The 21,889-nt window shown below is 66.0% G+C and carries 12 protein-coding genes; all 12 read left to right on the top strand.

What is annotated here, in order from left to right; all coding sequences use genetic code 11:
• Positions 1 to 132: 132 nt before the first annotated feature.
• The 12 genes from NQJ30_RS04670 to NQJ30_RS04615 all read left to right on the top strand — a co-directional run bounded on the left by NQJ30_RS04670 (position 133) and on the right by NQJ30_RS04615 (position 21,784).
• Positions 133 to 1,293, top strand: coding sequence for an eCIS core domain-containing protein (locus NQJ30_RS04670; RefSeq protein ID WP_255768577.1), 1,161 nt, complete (start codon positions 133 to 135; stop codon positions 1,291 to 1,293).
• A 174-nt stretch (positions 1,294 to 1,467) separates the two neighbouring features.
• Complete coding sequence (locus NQJ30_RS04665) at positions 1,468 to 1,881, top strand: GPW/gp25 family protein (protein ID WP_255768576.1); 414 nt, start codon at positions 1,468 to 1,470, stop codon at positions 1,879 to 1,881.
• 7 nt (positions 1,882 to 1,888) lie between these two features.
• Positions 1,889 to 4,099: a putative baseplate assembly protein gene (locus NQJ30_RS04660; protein WP_255768575.1), complete on the top strand. Its 2,211-nt coding sequence runs from the start codon at positions 1,889 to 1,891 to the stop codon at positions 4,097 to 4,099.
• A complete protein-coding gene (locus NQJ30_RS04655; protein WP_255768574.1) occupies positions 4,099 to 6,294 on the top strand; it encodes a phage tail protein I in 2,196 nt (731 codons plus the stop codon). Before NQJ30_RS04660 ends, NQJ30_RS04655 begins: the two co-directional genes overlap by 1 nt.
• Positions 6,291 to 8,045: a hypothetical protein gene (locus tag NQJ30_RS04650; protein WP_255768573.1), complete on the top strand. Its 1,755-nt coding sequence runs from the start codon at positions 6,291 to 6,293 to the stop codon at positions 8,043 to 8,045. Before NQJ30_RS04655 ends, NQJ30_RS04650 begins: the two co-directional genes overlap by 4 nt.
• On the top strand, positions 8,032 to 10,104 hold the full coding sequence (locus NQJ30_RS04645) for an ATP-binding protein (protein ID WP_255768572.1): 2,073 nt from the start codon (positions 8,032 to 8,034) through the stop codon (positions 10,102 to 10,104). Before NQJ30_RS04650 ends, NQJ30_RS04645 begins: the two co-directional genes overlap by 14 nt.
• Entirely contained in the window at positions 10,097 to 11,506 is a 1,410-nt protein-coding gene (locus tag NQJ30_RS04640) for a hypothetical protein (RefSeq protein WP_255768571.1), read from the top strand. Before NQJ30_RS04645 ends, NQJ30_RS04640 begins: the two co-directional genes overlap by 8 nt.
• A complete protein-coding gene (locus NQJ30_RS04635; RefSeq protein ID WP_255768570.1) occupies positions 11,503 to 13,203 on the top strand; it encodes a hypothetical protein in 1,701 nt (566 codons plus the stop codon). Before NQJ30_RS04640 ends, NQJ30_RS04635 begins: the two co-directional genes overlap by 4 nt.
• 5 nt (positions 13,204 to 13,208) lie before the next feature.
• Positions 13,209 to 13,424, top strand: coding sequence for a hypothetical protein (locus NQJ30_RS04630; protein WP_255768569.1), 216 nt, complete (start codon positions 13,209 to 13,211; stop codon positions 13,422 to 13,424).
• 1,111 nt (positions 13,425 to 14,535) lie between these two features.
• Positions 14,536 to 19,341, top strand: a complete 4,806-nt coding sequence (locus NQJ30_RS04625) for an eCIS core domain-containing protein (RefSeq protein ID WP_255768568.1) — start codon at positions 14,536 to 14,538, stop codon at positions 19,339 to 19,341.
• Entirely contained in the window at positions 19,338 to 20,291 is a 954-nt protein-coding gene (locus tag NQJ30_RS04620) for a hypothetical protein (protein ID WP_255768567.1), read from the top strand. Before NQJ30_RS04625 ends, NQJ30_RS04620 begins: the two co-directional genes overlap by 4 nt.
• Positions 20,292 to 20,584: 293 nt before the next feature.
• Positions 20,585 to 21,784, top strand: a complete 1,200-nt coding sequence (locus NQJ30_RS04615; protein WP_255768566.1) for an IS110 family transposase — start codon at positions 20,585 to 20,587, stop codon at positions 21,782 to 21,784.
• The last annotated feature ends 105 nt before the right edge of the window (positions 21,785 to 21,889 follow it).

Here is a 21,889-nt window from a genome sequence, read left to right as displayed (position 1 = left end):
GAGTCTGCCGCTGCTGACGGCCCAGTTTCAGAGCCCTACCAGACCCTTGTTTGGCGCTCCCCCAATTTGGGCCTGTCGACGGAACTTCCAGTGAGCCGACCGGAGGACCGCCAGGAAAAGGATGCTGAACGCATGGCCAGTCGCGTCGAACACTACGCTCGCCTTGGATCGGGCAATCCGGCGGGAATGCCTAGCGATCTGCGACCGCCGGCGGCCGGTCTACGTCGGACGGCTGCAAACTCGGTCGGATCAATCGTTCCATCGAACTCCGGACAGCCCTTGGAAGAACATACGAGAGCTGCGCTTGAACCACTATTTGGTGCGGCCTTCAGCGAAGTCCGGATCCACACTGACGCCGCCGCCGCTCAAGCATCGGATCGACTCGCCGCCAAAGCCTTCACTGTGGGTCCCCACATAAGCTTCGGTGCAGGGCAGTACCAACCCCGAACAAACCGGGGTCAGCAGCTCATCGCGCACGAACTAACCCATGTTGTCCAGGCGCGTGATCCTGCGGCGAACTCCAGGGTCCAACGCGACGTCATTGAGACCAACCCTGTCCTCATCAAGGCCGGCGACACCACTGCGCAAGGCGAACGAAGGCAAAACATTTCCAATGGCGCTATTGCTACCCTACCCATCTGGGCCAGCAACTACGCGAACCTCTGGCTCACGGCAGGGACCACGGCGCTCGCAGGCGTGCCGGAGCCTGATGACGCGGCGGCGAGGCAGAACTGGTGGATCGCGCTGGCGGGAAATCTCACCTGGGCCGCCACCTCGCTACTCGCTCCAGAGGCGACAGTCGCCATCCGGGTGATGTCTTTCGGCGGGGCAGCCGCCGGCAGTGGTGTCCTTGCGTCCGGGACAGCACCCTCTGGCAAGGGCTTGGTCGGCCTTCAGCTTGCCCGAGCACGCGATGCGATGGTGAGGGCAGCCGGCCCGCTCGTCATAGAGGTCGCCGTGGACTGCGGCTTCGGCCTAGTCGAGGACATCGAAAAGCAAAAGCAGCGTCTGTGGAACCGCATGCTCCCAGGGGTACCGTACGAACAGAGCGAGGCCATCACCGCCAGTATGCAGGCCGGGATCGCTGCAGGCCTGCACCAGTTCCTTGAACAGTGGAAGGCGTGGGAGAGCGGGGACGAGGGAGCAACGCCGGAAAAGCTCGGTGCTGCATTGAAGAAGCGGAGCTGGTTTGAGGATCTCGTCGCTCAACCCGGCGACACGTTTATCCTCATGGAGCAACTCCGCCAACAGTGGAAGGCTGATCATCCCTTCAAGCCAATCCTCACATTTTGATCAAGGGCAAGCATGGTGTTGCTGCGAAGCTGGCACCGCCGCGCTGATGACGCCGCCGCAATACCACTTACGCAGCGCGAGGGGGTTCTTGGAAACCAGGGCCGGCGCCAATACCAATTTCTCCGCGAAACGCCGCCGTGACGCCGCCCGTCACACCATAGACTTATGGCGGACGTGTCCTCAACAGCTCAATCCAATGACATCGCGGACCAGTGGACCGGCGTCGGACTGCGCTTCCCCTTGCGGCCCGGCTCCGAAACCCTCAGCATCGAACGCATCGGCGGCATGGAACTGATCCGACAGTCCATCACCACCATCCTGGACACCCAACCTGGAGAGCGCATAATGCTCCCGTCCTTCGGCTGCGGGCTGCTGCGGTACCTGATGGAGCCGAACACTCTGGGCACGCGCACGTCCATGGAGCAGGACATAGTCCAGGCGCTGTCCCAGTGGGAACCCAGGATCCGCCTGACGAACGTTGCGGTGACGCCCGGAGAGGATCCTTCATTGCTATGGATAGATATCTCCTACGTGCGGCTGGCGGACCTGCGGCCGGACAACCTCGTGTATCCGTTCTATCTGAAGTAGCGACCCAATGGCACTGATCAGCCCGATCCTGGACAACCGATCCTACGAGCAACTGCGCGACGAGCTGATCCGCCGCATTCCCGTCTACGCGCCGGAGTGGACCAACCACAATGAGAGCGATCCGGGCATCGCGCTCGTGGAGCTGTTTGCCTATCTAGGCGAATCGCTGCTCTACCAGTTCAACCAGCTCCCGGATGCCGCGCGGATTGAATTCCTGCGGCTGCTGGGTGTTCGGCCCCGTCCGCCTCAGCCAGCGATAACGCTGCTGGCAGCCACCACCGAGCGGGCAGAGGGCGTGCAGGTCCTCAAAGGCGTGGAGGCCGCCGCGGGCTCCACGCCGTTCCAGACCACAGACGAGGTGTATGTGTGGCCGCTGGAAGTGCTCGCAGCGGGCAAATCGCCTGAGACACCGGCGACGCCGGCGGCTCAGGAGAGCAGCGAGGACGCGCTCGTCCGGGCCAAGGTCAAGACGGAAACCGCCCAGTTCTACCGCACCACGCTGGTCTCGCAGGACCCGCTGGCCGATGGCGCCGTCACGGTGGATGTTAGCGCCCAAGCGGACGGAGCTTTGTGGATTGCGCTTCTCCGGAAGGACACCACTGAGGTGGAAAAACTGGCCAAACGCACGCTCTTCGTGGGGATCGCCTTTGACGAGAAGTTGCCGGAGCCACTGCGCCTCGAGTCGCTGGACGCTGCCGGCGCAGCGGCCTTCCGCTCGGCTGGTCTGACTTCCAGCCCTCCGCCCATGCAGTGGCGGCTGTGGAACGGGCCCCAATCCGAAGCCGCCGCCCCGCAAACAAACAAGCCGCCGGCGTTCCATGACCTGACTGTCCTGGGGGATACCACAAAGGGCTTGGTCACCACTGGCGTGGTCAAGCTGGAGCTGCCCCCCAGGCTTCCGGACCTGACCGGAGCCGCCAGCGGGGGCACGGACAGCCCGCCTCCTCTGGATGATGAGAAGCTGGCCAGGCACGTGATCGCGTGGATCCAGGTCAGCCGCCCGGCACCTCAAACGCCAAACGCCCAAACCGTCAGGAACGATTCCATCGGCAAGGTCCGGTGGGTCGGCGTGAACGCCGTTCAGGCGATCCAGTCCCGAACGGCTGCCGCTGAGCTCTTAGGCAACGGCACCGGCGACGGCGATCAGCGCTACCCGCTGAACCACCACCCCGTAGTCGCTGGCAGCGTCCGGCTGGAAGTGGAGGATGTAGGGGGTTGGAAGCCGTGGCTGGAGGTGCAGAATTTCTCCGACACCCGCCCCACGGATCGGCACTTCATGGTCGACTACGAACACGGGTCCGTGTCTTTCGGCCGCGCTCTCGTGCCGCAGATCGGCGAGCGAATCCGTGTCCTGTCCTACCAATTCGGCGGTGGTGCCGCCGGTAACGTAGGCGGCAGAGCTGTCACTGCCCTCCCCGGTACAGCCGGCGTCAAGGTCACCAATCCACTGCCTGCGGTAGGCGGAAAGGACGGCGTCGGGCTGGCCGAGGCGATGGATGCCATCCCTGCCGAAGTTCACCGCCACGACAGGGCTGTGATCGCGGAGGACTTCCGGGAATTGGCCCTGATGGTGTCCGATGTGCAGCGCGCCGAGACGCTGCCACTCTTGCATCCGGACAATCCCACGGTGCCGGCTGCCGGCGTCGTGAGCGTGATGGTCTTTCCAGAGGCTGATTTGCAGAACCCCGGCGCGCCGCAGCCTGACCTGGGCCTTCTGCGCCGAGTGGCAGCCTATCTGGACGCCCGCCGGCTGGTCACCACGGAGCTGTACATTATTCCCCCCGAGTACGTGAAAATCGGCGTGTCCGTCGGTGTGCAAGTTCGCGACGGCTACCAGGTGGATGCGGTGCGGCGCTGGGTGGAACAGATCCTGCGCCAATATCTGGCACCCCTTCCCCCCTTCGGTCCGGAGGGCGGCGGCTGGCCGCTGGGCCGCACCATCCGCCGTGCGGAGCTCGAGGCGGTGGCTGTCCAAGTGGAAGGGGTCGAGTATCTTGAGGATCTGCTTCTGGCTCCGGTCCCCCAAGTCGGAACAAGCCAAGCCGGGCAGGGCCATCCCGTCCGGGAATCCCAGCAGCGCATCGATCTGATGCCCTGGCAGGTGCCGGAGCTCGCCGAGATCACCGTATTATCCGGACCGCCGCTGCCGCTGGGCACCGACTACGCACCCGCCCCGGCGAAGAAAATTCCAGTCCCCCTTCCTCCGGAGGTCTGCTGATGTATGCGGACCGGACCCTGACCCTGCTGGTACAGCCTGACCAGTGGGCCCGCTGCGCACACGAACACACAGCATTGCTGCCCGGCGGCGGTGTGGTGCTGGACTGGACCGAACCAGCAACCATGCCCGAGGACGACTGTGCGGCCCAGCAGTTTAGTGTCGCCCTGCCGGTTCCGTGCCTCGCCGGCCTCGCCTTTGACCGGTGGTGCCGTGCTTACCGCTCCCGTCCCGAGGCCGGACGGGTGGACGTCTTCGATCAGGACGGCACGCAGTCCCCTACCACGGGCCACGGTACGCTGGGCCGTCCCGGCGCTCTGGCCGTGGACAGGTCCCAGCGGCTGTATGTTGTCGAAGCCTCCGGCCACGCGGTGCTGGTGGTCGATCTGTGGGCCCAGCGGCTGCTGCGCCGGGTTCCGTTCGGCCGCACCCGGCCGGTCGATGTCGCCGCTGATTGCGGGCGGGCAGCGGTACTGCTGCGCCGCCCGGACCAAATCGTATTTCTGGACGGCCGCCGCGGACCCCGGCCGGGCCCCGTCTTGGTGGATCCGTGTTGTTTTCCGGGGCTTGCGCCCACCCGCATCACCGCCCACTTCACCGGCGGCCTCCTGGTGCTCTGGCGCGGCGGCGGACACAGCGCTGTCGCCTCCCCTGACGGTACCGTGCAGCTTGAGGTCGAGGGCGCCACCGACATCGAGGCAACTTCGAACGGTCTGCTTGTGGTCGCCCGGGCGCCCGGGCAGCCGTTCCTACGCTTCCAGCACGATGATGAGTGCGGCTGGACAGAGTTGGAGCCGGCAGAGGCTCCGGACTTCGACGGCGGGGCCCTTACGATATCCCCCGCAGGGCGGATCGTTTTCACGACAGCCTGTGGCTTCTCTTCCACCGCCGGCTCCGCGGCCCGGCATGCGCCGTCCGGATCCGTGGTCACGTACCGGCTCGACAGTGGCCATTACCATACCCGGTGGGGCCGAGTCTTTCTGGAGGCCTGCCTGCCAGCGGGCACCGGCGCCACCCTGAAGTTCCTGACAAGCGAGGGCGAGGACGTGCTGGACCCGGTAGAGGCTACCGCGCCTTCCCGCGGCTCGCGGCCCGTACCGCATCCTGAGCAGACACCCCCGCTGCCTTCCCGCGAACTCCTTGACGGACTAACCCGTGAAGGCACTGTTTTCCGTCGCCCCAATGGACCGGAACAATCATGGCCGAATGCCCCGGAGGGCGGCTTTGCCACCTACGAATCCCAGGTCACCGCCGCTCCGGGCCGCTATCTTTGGCTCAAACTGTGCCTCACCGGAACAGCCAACGCCAGCCCCCGCGTTCGTGCCATACGCATTGAATGCCCCGGCCACCGGTTGCTTAACAGCCTGCCGCGCGCGTGGTCCCGCGACGACGCGGACGCCGACTTCCTGCACCGTTTCCTGGCCCCGTTGGAAGGCACTCTCCATGAGCTGGAATGGCGCGCAGCCGAACGTGCCATCCTGCTGGATCCGCGCACCGCCCCGCAGGAGGCGCTGCCCTGGCTGGCCAGCTTCGCCGGGCTGGTGCTGGACCAGCGCTGGCCGGAATCCGCTCGGCGCACGTTGGTTGCGGAAGCCTACCGGCTTTTCACAAGGCGGGGCACTCGGGGCGCACTGATCCGGATGCTGGAACTGTACCTTGGCCGGGCGCCGGTGATCATCGAAGCCTGGCAGCTTAGGGGCCTCGGCGGCATGGTGCTCGGTGCCGGGCCAGGCGGCGCAGCGGCCCCCGCCGTCGGCGGGAATGCCCGTGCTACCGGTGTGCTGGGCCGCTTCGCGATCGGCGGAGTTGCCCTGCCGGTCAAATCCCCTGCCGGAACCTCCGCGGCTGAGCCAGCAGGCACCGGCCCGGCACTTGGGCAGGATTCCTTCCAGCGCTCCGCGCACCGTTTCACGCTACTAGTCCCGGGTAGGCTCACCGAAGAGCAGCGCGCCGTAGTCCGCAGCATCCTGGACGTGCACCGCCCTGCACACACTGTCTACGAGGTCTGCGAGCTCGGGACCGGGATGCGGGTGGGTCAGCGGCTGCATTTGAACCTGACGTCTTTCGTGGGGCCGGACACCGGCTGGGCCCCGGCCGTATTGGGCCAGTTTAGAGTCGGTGGCGACGGCATCGTCGGTACTCCGGCGGCTGGTTCCCGGGTCGGCGACGCGTCCGTGGGGCAGGTGAGAGTCGGATGACAGACCTATTCATCGGCACCCTGAGCGCCACCGCTTTGCCGCCGACGGGGCAGCCGGAGACCGGCGCGAAGGACGACGGCGGTTACTCCGTTGACGCGGCCGGACCGGCGGGGCTGGGCCGGAGACTGCAGCACATGCTTGAGAATCTGGCCGGGTACCGGCTGGACGAGGCTCTGTCCGGGGTGGATTTCCCCGACGGCGAGTGGTGCCTGCGCCGGCTGGATTTACTGCTGTCCCTGGACCCCGAACGCCCCGGCCCGTCCCTGGAACTCGAATGGGCGAAGGCACTGGTCAATGAATTGCGCCAGCGCATCAACGACGGCACTCCCCGCGTACTGCATTTCCCCAGGCGCGCCGACGCCCTCCACGATCTGGCAGCGTCACTGACTGCCGGAAGCACGGAGAATGCCTGGGCCTGGTACCAGCTGGGGCTTCTTGAACCGTCGGACCCGGACCCTGAGAGCTCCCCGGAAAGGGCTCTACTGGCCGCCCTGCGCCGCTGGCCCGAACAGGCCGTGCCAGCCGTAGTCCATGCGGCACAGTCATCCGGGGCCGCGTCCCTGCACCGACTGCTCGGTCGAGGCGGCTGGTCGGAGCTCGCCGCACTTGTCTTGGCAGCTGTCGGAGCGCATGCCAACCTCATGGTCGGGTCCCTTCAGCGCCGGGAAGGTCCGTCCGGCGGCACCATTGACTTGATGCCGACTGGGCCTGCCAACCGCAAAGAGGATTCCATCCGCGGGAAGGCAGGTTCCGCCCGAGGCCTGGCAGCCGGACGCACCGAGAACTCCTTCGGCGGGAACGCAGATGGCCGCAAAGGTCCCCTGGCCCCGAGCGCACCCGCCTTCGATGCCGGCAGCCGCTTCGCCGACCGCGCAGCCGACGTCATCCGCCACTCGAGTCTGGCTAGAGCCATGAAACGCAGCGTCCTGCGCGCCGATGGTGCAACCGCCGCCGCGTGGGCGGTCCTGTCCCTCGCCGAGGTTGATCCGGGGCTGCTCCGCGGCCCCGAATCAGCGCAGCTACTGCATGCCGTGAGCTTAGGATTTGACCCGGCCTCCGTGTTGGGGAACGCCTTCGTTACGTCCGACGCCCCTGTCGCAGCGGCATCCGGCACCCGTGTACAGTCCGTCACCCAACCGCCGCCGGATGAGCAAGTCCGGCACACAGAGACTCGGGCTAAGTCCGCACTGGAAGCTGCAGACATCCCTGTAAGTGGGGCCGAAGATCCCGAGGAGCCCGAGAACCCGGCCGACGCGGACCAATTTTGCACGCTGTGGGCCGGGCTGCCGTTCCTATTCGCTACTGCAGCGGACGCCGGCATACCTGATGGCCTCCTCGCGGCCCCGGTGCTCTCCGGCAGGCCGCTGCGCTGGCTGCTGCACCGTGTGGGTCAACTGCTGGTGCCTGCAGCACCCAACGACCCTGCCGTCCTGGTCTTCGCCGGGCTGCTTCCGGGAGCGGAACCTCCCGACGGCGATGAAGCATCAGTATCGGAGCTAGCGGCCCTGCAAACCTGGGCCGGCAACTGGGCCCGGACCACAGCTGTGCGCCTCGGGCGCCCGCACCACGATCCGTTCGACGTCGTGGCAGGGACTGCCTTCCGCCGCGGAATCGTCCTCGCCCAGCCCGGTTGGATTGAAGTGCATCTGGATCTGGCGGACGTGGACATGGACATCCGGCGTGCCGGACTGGATCTGGATCCCGGCTGGATCCCGTGGCTGGGGGTAGTGGTGCGCTATGTCTATTCCTAGGCTCGAACGTCAAGGCACATCCCGACCAGCTGTTTCCTACATCAGCGCGGATCTGACCGCCCGCAGCGCGCGGATCGCTCGCGATGTGGCTGCGGTGCTGGAGCTGCACGGAAGTGCAGCGTCCGGCGCCGCCGAAGCTGCGGCATTCCTGAGCAACTGGGCCGATGCAGCTTCCGTGGGTCCCGAATTAGTGGACGCACCGCTGGACGCCCTAGTCTCCCACTTCGCGTTGTCGCCGCCTGAGGTGGATCTGATACTGCTGGCCGGGCTGGCGGAGGAACACGAAGGGATCGCGGCCACATTTCGCAGCCTGCATCCGCAGGGTGAACCCCATCCCACCCTCGGGATCGCAGCCGTGGTCCTCGCCGGCGCACTTGTTCCGGATGTAGCGGAAAACCGTACTCTCGATCCAGCAGCGGCCGGCTCGGCGGACGGTCGTCCTGAGCTGCGACGTCTCTTGGCCGGCCCAGCCGTCTGTAGAGGGCTCCTGCGGCTCGTTGGCAGCGGCCCGCTCTTCGAACGCTCCCTGCGCCTAGCTGACGCGCTCTGGGAGGCACTGCACGGCTATGACATCTGGCCGGCCGCTCTGGCGCGCGTGGACATCGGTCCGGTCCCCCCCGGACTCAGCGGCTGGTTGGCCGGAGCCGGGCCGCGAGCAGCAGTGGCAGCACTGGCGGCAAACCTTCCCTGCACCATAATCGCCGCCGGCTCGGAGGACACGATCACGCTCAGCCGTGCGTCGGCCGTGGCAGCCGCAGCGGGGCGGCGGGTGGCCACGGCACGGCTGAAAGCCGGAGATACAACCGGCGCCGCCCTTCTTGCCATCCATGCGGCCCTGCGCAGGGCCGTACCGCTGCTGATCTTGGCCGGTTCCGACCAGCCGGATCACGCTGAATGGGCGGACCAGAGTCAGTTGACCCTCGGCACCCATGCGGGGCCGGTGCTGGTGTGCTCGGCTACCACCTCGGTACGCGTCTCCGGGTCACGTCCTCTGTTGACTCTGGACACCGGACCGGTGGGAGCCAAAGACCAGCAAGACGCCTGGGCGGCGGCCCTCCCGGGATCCGCCGGGCAGGCCGCGGGTCTGGCGGCCCGGCACCCGCTGGACCCGGCGCTGATCGCCGAACTCGCCGTCGACGCCGCTTCTCAGGGCACCCAAAGCCCCAGTCCCGAGGCTATCCCCGCTACGCATCTGCGGCTTTCACAGGTGACGGCACTGGTCCGGGCCCGCGCCGGGTTGAGCCTGCCCCCCGGCGTTGAACTGCTCAGCCCGACCGTCAAGTGGAGTCAGCTGGTGCTTCCGGACGAATGCGCCTTGCAGTTGCGGGACGCTGTTGCGCGGCTCGACCATCAGGCGGTAGTGCTCGAAGACTGGCAGCTGAGGGACCGGGCGCATGCCGCCCGCGGCACTCGGATGCTGTTCACCGGTCCTCCCGGCACCGGCAAATCCCTCGCTGCCCACGCGGTCGCCGCCGCCGCCGGCACGGATCTGCTGCTGATGGACGTTTCCCGGGTGGTCTCCAAGTGGCTCGGCGAAACCGAGAAGCACCTCGCCGCCGCCTTCGATACTGCGGAACGGACACGGGCGGTGCTACTGCTAGATGAGGCGGACGCGCTGTTCGCCACCCGCACGGAAATTTCCGACGCCAATGACCGCTACGCCAACTTGGAAACAGCTTACCTGCTGCAGCGGCTGGACCATTTCGACGGCCTGGTCATCCTCACCACCAACCTTCGCTCAAACATCGACGCTGCGTTCATTAGGCGGATGGACTTCGTAGTCGAATTCCCGCTCCCGGACGCCGACCGACGGGCCGAGTTGTGGGCCCAGCACCTGCCCCCTGACGCCCTCGCCGGGGACATCGACCTGCCCGCCCTGGCACACCTGTATCCCGTGCCCGGCGGCTGGATCCGAAACGCCGCCATCGCCTCCGCCTACGTGGCTGCAGCCTCAGGGGACCGGATCGGCCAGAGGCATCTGGTTGCTTCTATGCAGCGCGAATATGCCAAGGCATCGCTTCGCTTTCCCGGCGAACCTCCAAGGAGACTAAATGACTGATCAGCCCAGCTCCGAGATGCACGGCTCCACACAGCGCTCCGGGTCCTGCGGCTGCAACTCCTGCAGCGCGGCGGACCTTCAGGCCAGCCCTTTCGTCTCCCTTCGCGTCGCGTACGGCATGCTGCTCGGCGAGTCCGATTTCCACGCCCTGATGGCCAACCCGCGGGGCAAGCAGATGCTTCACAATGCCTGGCTCCACGGCTCCGGCGTGGTGCACGGATTGGACGTCCACCGCGACGGCACACGCAACCTCGAGGTCCTGCCAGGACTGGCTCTGGACGGCGTCGGGCGGGAGCTGTACCAGGACAGCAGGAAGCTGCTCGATGTCCGGCAATTGCTTAAGGACGCCGGCATCACCAGGTCCGACCAAGCAGACCGAAGGGCAGCTGACCAGAGTGACAGCGCCGCAGAAACGCTCACCCTGCACCTGGTCGCGGAGTTTGATGCCTGTCCTTCCAATGCCGTGCCCACTCTTGCCGATCCTTGCGACGTCACCCGCCAACGTGACCAGTTCTCCCGGGTCCGCGAACAAGTGAGCTATAGCCTCCGCCGCACGGGCGAGGACAAGGCGAGCACGAAACGTGCACCTGGGTCCCGAGGCTACCACCGGGTCCGCGTGCTGCTGGGGCTCGAGAAACAGCAGGGCGACGATGACGACGCGGGACGCGACGCCGTCGCCGCCCGGCAGCGAGCCGCTGCGGCGCCTCCTGTCGAAAGGGCCGGTGAACTGTTGCACGAATTCCGTCTGCTCGCCGCGGCCGATGAAGTAGAGCTGAAGGCCGCCATCGACTCCGGCGGCTGCTACCCAACCATCTTCCCCGAGGAGGAGGACAAGGCAGGCGTGGTGCTGGCTGCCGTCGTTCTGTCCCTCCGTGATGCCCCCGGCACGCTCGACACAACCATTGACGACGTGGATATTTCCGTCCGGACGGTCCTGTTGCCCACCTCGGCCGTCCAGGACCTGCTTTGTGGACTGGCCCCGGCGCTGATCGGGATCACAGGGACAGACGACGGCGGTGGCCCGCGCGTTGTCGGCGACGCTTCCCTGTCCGACGACGGGCGCACGCTCAGCTTCGAGGTCAGCGCACCCGTCCTGCAATCCTCGCTGCGCCGGGCCATCGGCATCACGTCGCTGTCCGAACGCGGTTGGGTGGAAGAGGACATTGATACGGTCCGCTATGAGGACAAACCCCAGCGTGTCGTCATCGAACTGGCCGACCGTCCCGTCAATGAGCTCATTCGGCTGATCGTACTCGGCACCGGGCCCACCCCCGTCTACGGCGATAGCCCCCGCGTACCGTTGGCCGGACGCGTGGGCGGTCCTCCCGGTACCGCCGACAACGGCCACGACGCCGTCCTGACGTTTGCGAACCCACTGACCAACAGGAGGGCCGAAGCATGACCGGCATGGTCCAGCAACCCGGCAGTTTACCCGGCCCCACCGTCCCCGGCGACATCACACGCCTGAACCCGGTAGACGGCCTGTTCCTGCGAGGCGAACATCTGGCCGTGATACAGACCTACGCACGACAGCTCGCCGAAGCGGTAGGGACAGTTGGCGGCACTGGCGTGGTGTATGGATACAGCATGGTCTTGGACGGGAAGACGCTGCGAGTCGGCCCGGGTCTGGCCATCGACCCGTCCGGGTGCCCACTGCGCTCCACCGCGGAGGCAGTGCTGGAGCTGAAGGAAACGGCAATCCTCGATCCTAATGGCTTCCTCCGCGTAGAGGTGGGTCCGGCCGAGTGGCCAGCCGGGCATGAGAAGACCTATGGGGACCCCTGCGGGAGCACATGTTCCGGCTCTGGCGAGGGCATCCAGCCGTGGATGGAGACCGGTGTCACTGTTCATGTAGAGCCGGACAGTTTACCGGGCTTAGCCCAATCATTCTCCCGCGACCGACGAGGACGTCTTGCCTCTGCATACTTTGAACGTGAACGCCATCAAGGCAAGCCGTGGCTGGCTACCACACCAAATGGCCAGCCGCTGAACCCTCTGACCCGGTGGCCCTGGGCGGCGGGAACCGAGCGGGCCCCGGCCGGCAGGGTTCCCCTGGCAGCACTGCAACGTTTCAACAACAATTGGGTGCTGGACGTATGGACGGCGCGCCGTGACGTCGGAGGCCCGCCGGCCGCGGCCGCCTGGCAGTCCCGCCTGCAGATGCGTCCGTGGAACATCTTCATGGCGCAGGTTTTGCAGTTCCAAGCACAGCTATCAGCAAATGCGGCAGTACTCGACAAGATCGATTTCGACACCGACACGTTCAAAAAGTACAAGGTTCTGCGGGATTTCCGAAGCCGAGTCAAGATCGACGAAGCAACGCGGCAAGAGCTCGGCGAGGACTTCCTTCGGCAAGTGGATGCAGCGGCCCGATCGGCCCCCTTCGCCAGGGCCAAGTCCGGGGTGTCCCTGGTCTCTCTAGGATTCCAGGAACTGCCTCCAGCCGGCTACCTCCCCGTGCCCCGCGGTGCCCCTACGGTCGAATCCGCAGTCAGTATGTTCTTCGGAACCCACATCGACTACCGCGTGATCTCATGCGACCCGGACTACATTCCGCAGGCCGTCGAAGAAGCACAGCACCGTGAGCGTATTCCGCTGGCTCAGCCGGCGCCGTATCCGCGGGTTGATGTCCTCGTGCCGCGCTATCAAAGCGGCAAGGAGGCGCCCTCCCCTTGGGTGGCATTCGTACGCCGGAGCGAGGGAAATGTACAGCCAACTCCGACGGACCCGATCGATGTTTTCATCGACATCGTCGACCATCAAGGGACTACGACTAAATACACGGAGGGCACAGCGGTCGATCCGAAGAAGAAGATTGTCACTATGGAATACCCTGCCAACGGTTGGGCTTACCCGGGTCAGGAGGTGTCTCTGAAAGTTCTCAAAGAGCTGTCGGAACAAGTACCTGAACCGCGAAACATGGTCATGACGGTCGTGGGTCTTGCTTCAACGGCGGAACGCCGTCCCTTGCTGTCGCTGCGGGCCTCGCTGCTCGCCGCGTCTCTCGACACCGGCCTCCCGGCTCCCCCCATCTACACCTTTAGAGGTGCCGACAAGCAGCGGGAAGCAATTGTCATAGTCTTCGAGCATCAGGGGTGAATACAGTGAAGGCGACACATCTCGAACAGATCGGCGTGTGCATAGTGCGCTTGGAAACACAGACGGAAAACCTCCTCATCGCAGTCACGGCCAGGCGGGATGTCGCACGAAACCTTCATGGAGCCTCCGACGATCGCCCCCGCTACTTCACCAACCCCGACGACGCGCTCGCCGTGATCGCCGGGTTCCTGAATTCCTTTAGAAATCCGGATCGCGAATAAGTTTCGGCTTTCCACGACCAGCGCGGACACGATTGCGGCACGCCCTAAACAGCACCCGCAGATGAATAGCCATCGCAGATGCTCGTGTCGTTCCTTTGCTGCCATTAGCTCCAGACACTGGGAATACTGTTTGGTGCTGACCGGTAAGTGACCCCGCAGAGGGATTGTCGTAGGGTCTTTCTACAAAATCTGGGTGACCTCCATCGCCCGTTCATGGACACCCTTCCGCGGGGCGCCATACCCCACTGGCACGCAGTACTCAAGCAACTCAAGGCCAGTGCGCGCCCCCGGACCCTCTCATCATCCTAGAGTCCTGTGACATTCCTACCATGCCCGGGACAGGAGCCATTTCTCGACGCGGAATACCCCCTTCTGGTAGTGCTGGGCGAAGCCGGAACGGGAAAGACAAGAGTTGCTGCCGTTGCCGTCCGCAACATTTTCGACCACGCCCAACCGACGCACATGAGAGGGGGCTGCCCTCTGAGCTGCACGATGAGCTGGAACTGGTCATGACTGGTACCTGAACCACGCTGGTCAGTCCCGGCGAGCCGCTGCCACACGATGCCGCAGCGGTCGTGTCAGATCTGGTGCGGCCGCATCCCGCAGCGTTCTCCGCGACGCGACTTCAACCGCCTGAGCACATAGTCTGACCGGGACGAGTACATCGCGGAAGGCTGGACGGTGACCGGCCCGAGAGTAAAGCTTCATAGTGCATGTGTGCCGAGGTAGGTGATCGCCGCAACGGCCCGGTGACACCGGTCGGCGACGATCGTGGGAACCCTGGAACGGGGGAAACCACGATCAGAGGCGGGTGACGTCCCATGGGGGGCACTGCCGACCGGGCGACCGAGCCTGTCGGACCGCTGTGACCCAGCTGGGTCAGCAGCCCGCCGGACCCGTGCCGGACAAGGCCGCGCCAGCAGCGCCGGCACGGCGGTCCCCCGCGCGGCGGCCGGCTCCACCTGTGACGGGCAGGACGCTGGCGCACGAGCTGGGCCATGTGGTCCCAAAGACCGACTCCGCGCCGTCGTCGATTACGCCGAGGGCCGGGGACCAAAGAACGAGCCTTGTTGCTGCGTCGCTCGCTTCCGCCGAGGCGCCGCTGCCGCACTTGGGACGCATCCAACGTGCATTCGGGCCGTACGACGTCACCGGCGTACGCACCCAGACGGGCGGTGATGCCGGTGCGATGGCGTCCCAGCTGGGCGCCCGCGGGTTCGCCCTTGATGACCGGATCGGTTTCCGCCAGCCACCCGACCTCAGACTCGCTGCGCACGAGATGGCCCATGTCGTCCAGGCGCACGCCGGCCTGCAGCAAGGGGGACCCGGAGACGACCCGTACGAGCGCAGCGCGACAGCCATCGCCGACGCCGTCGTGTCGGGTCATAGCGCCGTACCGCTGCTGAACAGTGCCCCGCGCGGGCTCGGGACCGTCGGGCTCGACCCGGATCCGCTCACCGGGAATCCGCTCGGCACGACGACGTACGACGACCATGCGCAGATGTGCATCGCGCCCGTGGCGCCGCCGCCGCTGCCGCAGTGTCTGCCCTCCGGGCTGGACCTCGAGATCCCGCACATCCGCCCGGGCGGTGCGCCGGAAGGCACCGTGAAGCAGCGGATCGAGTTCGAGGACCAGATCCTCGACGCGCCCAGCGTCGTGCTGTACGCCGTGCCGCGCTGGGCCGTGGACGTGGCGCACGACGAGTCCCGGGGGGTGTGCGAGACGGGCGAGGAACCGACGTCGGCGCCCGAGGCGCAGCTCCCATTCGGCCCTGGGACGACCGCCCCCGTGTCACCGTTCACGCCAGCCGTCGTGCCCCAGTGGCAGCCGCCGCAGCCGCAGGAGGCTCAAGTCTCACGGCCGCTGCTCGAAGCCCTCGCGCTCCGCGGCGACTACGCGATCACCACGCGGTACACCACGCTCGCCGTCGGCGCGGGGAGCGTGCGGGTGGTCAGGACGAAGAACGGCGTTTCGTTGATCGATGCGGGCGTCGGCCCCCATGCCCACAGCGAGATCACCGCCGAGGTGATGAAGCAGCTCGAGCTGGTGATTGGAGACGCGCCGATCAACGAGGTGCTGCTGTCCCATCTGCATCAGGACCACACCAGCCTATTACCGGAGCTTGCGGCCAAATTCCGGATCGGCACGGTCCGCGTCAATGCCTACCAGCTGCAAGACCCGCGCATGGTCCAGGTCCTCGTGGAGGTGGCCCGCCGACAGGCCCGGCGGATCGGAGAGCAGGTACGCGACCAGGCAAGCGCGACCCGGTCGGCGTGGGAGACCGACCCGAAGACCGGCGTGCTACAATTCGATCCGACAACCCGCGAGGTGCGCTGGAACGAGCACGTCGACCGCCTCGTCGAGGCGGAGCTGGCCAAGTCGGCGATCAGGCTCGAGACGCTCTTCGTGAACAAGGCCGGCGAGCTGCACGTCGTCAAGTCGCCAATTCTCGGCGAGCTGGTGCTGCCGAAGACCGAGTCCGCACCGGTGTTGCTAGAACGTGGCCTGCTCGAGACCGACACGCCCAGCGGAACCCGGATCTCGACGGCACGTCCGAAGATAGCAGAGGACCTCGACGCCCTGATCAAGAAGCAGGTTGCCGCGGCGGCGGCGAACCCACAGGGAACGGTTCCACGGGCCAGCAACGAAAGCATCGACGCCAACGAGACGACGTACGTCATCGAGTTCCAGGGCGGGTTCCGCTTGTTCATCAGCCCTGACAAGCGGGCCCCCGACCTGAAGTCGATGGAGTCCCTGCTCCGCGCGGATGTCGAACGGCTCAACGCCGAGCTCGCCCGGCTCGGTCGCAAGCCCGCCGAGTTGCATGCCTGGGACCTCAGCCACCACGCGCAGAAGGGCTTCGTCAGCGGGACCGGCGAGATGCGGACCCTGATCGAGAGCCTGAGCGCGCTCACCAGGGTCAAGCGCGCGTCCGGCGGCATGACGACGGACATCGTCATCGTGTCCGGCCACATCGACGCCACCAACCCCGCCGCGACACTCGTCGACCCGCTCACGGTCTGGCTGCTGAACGAACTCAAGATCGAAGTTTACGTCGCGGCGAACAAGCAAGCCGTCGACCTGCTCGAGGTGGTGCTGGGGCCGGAGAAGACTATCGCCGGGGTCACTCAGGACCCGTACCGGACCGGAATTGTGAGCAAGGGGCTCCTCCGCAGGTCGGACGCGGCGCTGGACGCCATCGAGAGATCGATCACTGAGCTGCTGGCGACCCGCCCCCGGAAAAAGGGGACTCCGGCCGCGGAGTTCCGCCAGAAAACGGGGGAAAGCAACACCAAGGTCCAAGCCCTGGGACAGCTCCGACGACAGATCATCAAGGCACGTAACGCCTACATAGAGCACTACGAGTCTAAGCTGCGTCCGCCGGATCCCGGCAAATCCGCACCCGGCGTGGCATCCGACGACCCGATCGCCGCCGCCCGGCACACCGCATTGGAGACGCTGCTCGCCGATGAACGGGTCAAGTTCGTAGCGACCGACGCTCCCGTCGGGGAGCCCAAGTTCGACCCGGTTGCCCTCACGCTGCTGAAACAACCACCCGGCGGGATCACCGAGGCACAGCGCCAGATTGCAGACGCGATCCTGCGGGTCGACGCGCTGCGCGAGACACTACGCACGACAGACACCATCGAGACCCGTGCCGAGTTCGCGAAAGAGCTGACTTCGCTTAAGCCGATGCTGTCGAAGTACGCCGAGACCGCGCCGGAGGCGACCAAGGAACTGCTGCAGCACGAGCTGAAGAACGTCGACACCGAACTTGCCCAAGTGACCAAGCCGATCGGCGGTGCGCCGGGCGACGTGGCGAGCGTGACGACACCCGACGGCACGGTCGTCGAGCAGCGCACAAGGTTCACCAAGGCCGACCGGGTCCGCCAGATCGCCGACCTAACCACCCGGCCGATGGGCGCCATCATGATCTATTCGATGGTCAAGAAGAAGGAGGGCGCGACCCAGCAGTACCTCGACGAGCAGATCGACCTCCCCGAGTACCTGATCGGCACGGTGCACACGGCGTACGGCGTCACCGTCGGCGTCCGGATGCTGAACAAGATACCCGTCAGCAACACGGAGTTCGTCGTCCTGGCCGTGCTCGACGTCGTGGAGGCGAGCTCGCACCGGTACGCCACCGACGCGGAGCGCAACGCCTCGATCACCTACTCGTTGATCCGCAACGGGCTGCAGGTCGGGTGTCAGTACCTCGGCGGCGCGATGATGAGGTCGGGGAACGCGTTTGTCGCCGCGGCGGGGTTCGCGCTGCAGTTCGCGGTCGACCCGTTCTTGGAGTGGGTCGGCCTGTACGACTGGCTGGAGCGCAAGTACGACTTCCTGCCGGACGACGTCGCGCGTTCGCGGCAGGAGATCAAGAAGCTGATGAAGGAGTACACGGTCCTGATCGGCCTTCTCGAGTTGGCCGACCGGCCGACCCCGAACGACCAGCTGAAGACCAAGATCGCCGAGGAGGTCCGCGCCTATCGCGAGAAGGTCACCACGAAGGAGCGCGACCTGCTCAAGGCGTTCGCCGGGGGCTACGATGAGGCGAAGACTGCATGGGCCGGTCTGCCCGAGCTCGACATCATGCGGGAGCAGTTCGTGCAGCTTCAGTTTCGGGCGCATCAGGGCGACGCAGAGCACGTGGCGGAGTCCCGCAGGCAGATCCTCGAGTCAATGCAGTCGACCGAAGCCAAGCTCTCCCTCGACGGGATGTCCGCGGAGGAGATCCGCAAGATGGAGCAGTGGGACATGATCGACTCCCGTATCGGCGTGCTCAGGATGATCGGGAGCTGGCTTCTCCGCGAGCCCCGATCCGTCGACTGGGCGATGATCCGCAAGCACGAGAGCGAGCTGACACAGATGCTGGACAACGCCCGCTACCGCCTCGATCCCACGGTCGGCGGGTCGCGGCCCTCGCCCCTGCTGACGCCGGGATCGGAGGCGCGCGCGGCCTACGAACAGCAGCTGTCCGTCCGTGAGGCGAGCGTCGCGGGGATGCACGAGCTCCTGCTGGGCGTCGAGCGCGTCGACCCGGCCCTCAGCCCGACCGACGCGACGATCATCCAGGCCGAGCGCTTGGTGGCGCAGTACGCCGCCAACTTGGCCATCGTTCCGCCGTTCCAGGGCCTCACTGCGGAGCGCCTGCAGGAGAACTCCTACGACCTCGCGAAGACCTACGTCACCTATGTGGACGACCACGGGGACTACCGTCAGGCGCTGGAGAAGCTGCAGGTCACCGAGCTGGCGATGCAGTCGGCCGGCGCGCACATGGACATGGTCGTCGCGCCGGTAATGTCGGAGTCCGTCTCCTCCTTCGTGCGTACTCGGGTTGAGAGGGTTCAGGCCGCGATGGCCGAGCAGCTGACCGACCGCGTCAAGCGCGGGTTCCTCTACCCTGACGAGGCGAAGCAGCGCGCGATAGAGCTGCGCGTACTGGAGAACCGTGCCGTTGCCGCCAAGCTCGGCGAGAAGGATGCGCCGGCCCTGTCGTCGGCCGCCCGCACAGCGATCATCGAGCGGGATCTTAAGGTCTCGACCGTCGGCACGGTCGTGGACCGGCTCAACGCGATGCCGATGCTGTCGCGCGTCGGCGCCAGCGGCTACATGGACAGCGTCTACCGGTACGTCGACCGTCACACGCCGGAGAGCGGGAACGCCCTCGTGGGCGACCTGCGCCGGACGGCCGAGGTTCCCGGGCTGGCCGATGAGAGGGTCGAGGTCCACCTGTACGTGCCGTTGAACGCAGCGGCGGACAAGCTTTGGGGCAAGGGCAACTGGTTCATGCACGGCGACCCGATCATTGGGCGCAGCGTGTTCGCTGACGTCCCGGTCGGGACCCTGGCGTTCGATGACGACGAGGTCGAGAACAACTTCAAGCGGGTCCGGTTCGAGGAGCTGAAGCCGTGATGCCCGAACCTCTTGCCGTTGGCTGCCTCGATGCGCTGCGTCGTACCAGCATCTCGCTGGCCGGCACCGAGCGCCGGGTCACCCTGGACCCCCCGCGCTGTGCGGACGTCGCGGGTCTCGTCGTCGACCCGCCCCGGCGCCCCGGCCGCGAACGAGCGTTGTTGCGCGGCGAGCTGGTGCAGACCGTCGATCTGGATGGCGCGCCCATATGGGCCGAGCACGCCGATCTGATTATCGACGACCCGGTGGCGCTACCCGCGGTCATTGCCGCTCGGGAGCGCTTGTACGCGTTTCTGGTCGAGCAAGGCCGTGCATTTGCGGTGTGCCCGTCCTGCGCCGCGGACGTCGAGCTGGATCTTGCGTTCTACGCCGTCGCACTGCGCCTCGCGCCTTGGCAGGTGACCGATGGACCCTTCCTTGCGGTTCCCCGCCTGGCGCTCCCCGAGCCGCCCGCACCGCCGATGCTGTGCCCGAACGAGGAACGCCCGGCGGTGGTGCGCAAAATCGCACCACGGCCGCCGTCACCACTGCGCGCCGAACGGATCGACTTCGTGCTCCCGTCGGTCCGGGCCGGCCTCACCGGGACTGACGATGCTGTGGCCGGCTCGCTCGGCGACATCGAGCCCGCGGTGGAGGCGGCGGCCTGGCGCAGGTGGGCACCGCCGGGGCAGGACCAACCAGATGAACGGATGTACTGGGCGCCGACCCGGGCCGGGTTCCGCGCGATGCTGCGGATCTCGGTGGCTTTGACGTCACTGCGCGACGCCCGGTCGAGACCGATCGCGCCGACCCCGGAGTCGGTGGAACAGCTCCTATTCGCAGACCTCCAGTTCCTCGACGTGCTGTACACGGCAACGCATGATCTTCCCGTCGAACTGCCAGCGGATGGCCGCGAGCCAAGCGGCACAGTGCACTGTCCGTCGGGCCATCCGTTTCTCCCCGTCCGCTAAGCCGACAGGAAGCGAACAAGGCCAACCACGGCCATCGAAAGGGTTATAAAGGAGGCCCGTATGCCCGTTACATTTATTGGGTCCCCGAGCGCCGGGGGCATGGTCGCTGGACCCGGTATGACTTTCTCGCCCTGTCACTGATGATCCGGGGGGTGTTGTCGCCGGGTTCGGAGGCACTTGTTGACCGCTGATAGGGACAAGGCCGGACCAATGGGTCCAGGTCTCTTAGTAACGTGGGTGCCGGCATCGGGTGTCGTGACTGCGGCCATATAGTGGTGCAAAGGAGCGCCGATATGGATCAGGGATTCGACGTTTATTGCGGACTCGATGTCGGCAAGAGCGAACACCATGCCACCGCGTTGAACCGCGCCGGCGAACGTCTTTTTGATAAGCCGTTGCCGCAGGACGAAGCCCGGCTGCGGGAGCTCTTTATGAGCCTGCAGCACCATGGGACCGTGCTAATCGTCGTGGATCAGCCGAACACGATTGGCGCGCTTTCCGTGGCAGTGGCCCGGGACTGCGGGTGCGAAGTCGCCTACCTGCCGGGCCTGGCAATGCGAAAAGCAGCGGATCTGTATCCCGGAAACTCAAAAACTGATGCCCGTGACGCGTTCATCATCGCCGAGACGGCCCGGGCGATGCCGCACACCCTTCGCGCGGTCGACCGTGACAGCGAGGTGCTTTCGGCACTTAAGGTGCTCTCCGGGTTTGATACCGACCTGACTCACGAATGCACGCGGGCAATCAACCGGCTCCGATCACTGATGCTGCAGATCTTTCCTGCCCTGGAACGAGCCTTTCCCGGCACCATCCTGACCCGTTCCCTGGTCTTGGAACTGCTGATCAAATACGCGGGCCCGACCGGTCTTCGTGCCGCCGGACGTGGGAACGTGCTGCGCTGGGCCCGCAACCACAGCCGCAAAGACCCGGCCACGCTCATCGACACCGTGTTCGCCGCCTTGGGCGAGCAGACAGTCACCGTCGCCGGGACCGAGGCCGTGGAGCTGGTCATCCCGCGCGTGGCCGCCCAGATCAAGGAACTCAAACACCAGCGGACCATCGTGGCAGAAGAAGTCGAGAAACTCCTGGACGACTTCCCTCTTTCCAAGGTCTTGATGTCCATGCCGGGAGTCGGCATCAAGACCGCCGCCACCATACTCCTGGCCATCGGCGACGGAAGCAGCTTCCGGACTTCGGGACACCTCGCTGCCTACGCCGGCATCGCACCCGTCACACGGCGCTCCGGCACCTCCATCCGCGGAGAATTCCCTGCCCGCTCCGGCAACAAGGAACTCAAGAACGCACTGTTCCGATCCGCCTGGATGGCCTCCTGCCACGATCCGCTATCCAAGGCCTACTACGAGCGGAAGCGCGCCGAAGGGAAGAAACACAACGCTGCCATCATCTGCCTCGCCCGGCGCCGCTGCGACGTCATCTTCGCCATGCTCAAAAACGGAACCCTCTACCAGGAAAAAGCTCCCCAAGCCGCTTGACTAAAAGCATAGGGACACCCCCCATCCCAGAAGCAGAGGACCAACCAGCCAGGGCTCTGAACCCACCACCCTCGTAACTTCATGGGCCACCGCGGTGCCAGGCCA

The organism is Pseudarthrobacter sulfonivorans, from assembly GCF_024391045.1.
Taxonomy (GTDB): domain Bacteria; phylum Actinomycetota; class Actinomycetes; order Actinomycetales; family Micrococcaceae; genus Arthrobacter; species Arthrobacter sulfonivorans_B.
This window is presented reverse-complemented; position numbering and strand designations above follow the sequence as displayed.